Source organism: Blautia caecimuris, from assembly GCF_024622975.1.
Lineage (GTDB): Bacteria > Bacillota > Clostridia > Lachnospirales > Lachnospiraceae > Blautia_A > Blautia_A caecimuris.
This window is the reverse complement of sequence record NZ_JANJZT010000080.1, coordinates 1-1,890: the sequence shown is the minus strand read 5'-3', so window position 1 is coordinate 1,890 and position 1,890 is coordinate 1. Positions and strand designations below refer to the sequence as shown.

Below are 1,890 nucleotides of genomic sequence, written 5' to 3'. Positions count from 1 at the left end.
ATGAGTAGCCCCTAAATCTCCCAGTAATTCATGGAGCTTTTGGCGGGCAGCAGGTGTTCCATCATTTAGGCTGTCATATAGGCCGGCAAGCTGGTTACAGAGATCGTGGCGTATGCGGCAAGTTTCTTGCTGGGATAATTCAAGTTCCCTATAATAGTCTTCTTTTAAGGCAGCCTCCTGTATTAGAAGTTCATTCTGGTGTTCAGCTTCATAGACAGCCTGAAATTTTTGAATGACAGTAAAATGAAGGAGGCAACTTATAGTTACCATAAATATGATAGAGAGTGACAGTATATTCAGAATGGGATCAGGTTTCCAGAAGCTCAGACCAACAGTAATGATATAGATAGAGGCACTGATAATGGGGATAATCATAAGAGTTACCCTTAGATGGAAGGAAAGTTTTGCATGGTGTCCCTCAGAGATAATGCAGACAGTCTGGAGGATCAGAAAGTGCAGAACGGAACTAAAAAAGAAAGCTATGGAAAAAGAAATTTCGGGAGGTAGAGAGGGAAAAAGATATTTTAGAACCATAAAAAGGAAGCAGCCGGCTGGTAATGTAAACAAAAATACAATAGTGTAGGAAAGCATTAATAATAAATGCCTTTTTAAACTGCAAGAATATCCAAGTATAAAAAGAGAGAATAAAATAAGTAAAATAGGAACGGAAAGAAAAAGAGGAAGAAAAATTTCTATAGGTATGAAAAAAATACTTCCAGCAGCAATATAAATCATTCTCAAATATACAGGGGCGGTGCTTTTAGAAAAACAGTTCATAAACCGTAGGAGGGATAAAAAGAGAAGAGTGTTTGTTAATAAAAGAATGATTACAAAATTCATAACTGGCTCCTTATAAAGTTCAGATGTTTTAGTTTCAGGTTTTGTTTATACTCACGACCGGCGAAAAGTTTTGTACCATTTCTTAGTATGACTTCATCTTTTATGATTTCCGTTATGTATGCAAGGTTCACAATGCAGGAAGCTCTTGTAGATACAAAAAACTGTTGGTTGAGTTGTTGCCAGATTTCATCAATGGTCATATTACATTGGTATGTCTTTTCTGCAGTATGGATATAGGCTTTGCGTCCGATTTTGTCGATATAAAAAATCTTATCACAGGAAAGGGAAAAACTGTTCTTTCGGTAGCTGAAGGTAAAGACATTTTGTGCATCCTTCAAATAGAGGAAAGCTTTTGTTAAAACCTTTTTCATTCGTTCAAACTGGATTGGTTTCAAGATAAAATCGAAGGTAAAGACTTCAAAGACGTCATACACATATTTGGAATATCCGGTTATAAAGACAATGAGAGCATGGGAATCTGAATTTCTCAAATGTCTAGCAAAAGTCAGTCCGTCCATAGTTTTCATTTCTATATCGAGTAAGTATAAATCATACTCCTGTCCTGAACGCAATAGGTATTGTTCCAATTCGTAACCATCAAAGAAAACATCATATTCAAAGGAAAAATCTTTTAATTTATCCAGATAGGATTCAAAAGTTTCAATTACACCGGAATCATCATCACAGATGGCAATGCGAATCATAATAAAGTTTCCCCCCTAAAGATAAGTTTATTCAAGATCATCACAGTCTGAAAAAAGTTCAGAACTGAAGAATTCCTGAAGAGAGATGTCAAACCCACCACATATTTTATTTAGGGTGGTAATCGTAGGATTCGTCCCGTAAAGGATACTCATAAGGGAAGACTTAGGGATAGCAGAAAGATATGCGAGATTATAATATGTGAGTCCCTTCTGCTGGCAGAGTTCCTGGATTCTCAATACAACGGCTTCCTGTGAAGTCATCATAATTACCTCCCATATATAGTACTAATAGGGTTATTTTAAAACATCTTTTTTATTCATTGGTGCTATATATAGTACGAGTGAC

The 1,890-nt window shown here is 36.1% G+C and carries 3 protein-coding genes; all 3 read right to left on the bottom strand.

The window, feature by feature from the left end; genetic code table 11:
* On the bottom strand, positions 1-840 hold an 840-nt coding region (locus NSA57_RS19370), incomplete at its 3' end, for a hypothetical protein (RefSeq protein WP_257465844.1).
* Positions 837-1,544, bottom strand: a complete 708-nt coding sequence (locus NSA57_RS19365; protein WP_257465843.1) for a LytR/AlgR family response regulator transcription factor — start codon at positions 1,542-1,544, stop codon at positions 837-839. The genes NSA57_RS19365 and NSA57_RS19370, both read right to left, overlap by 4 nt.
* 27 nt (positions 1,545-1,571) lie before the next feature.
* Complete coding sequence (locus tag NSA57_RS19360; RefSeq protein WP_257465842.1) at positions 1,572-1,808, bottom strand: helix-turn-helix domain-containing protein; 237 nt, start codon at positions 1,806-1,808, stop codon at positions 1,572-1,574.
* Between the last annotated feature and the right edge of the window lie 82 nt (positions 1,809-1,890).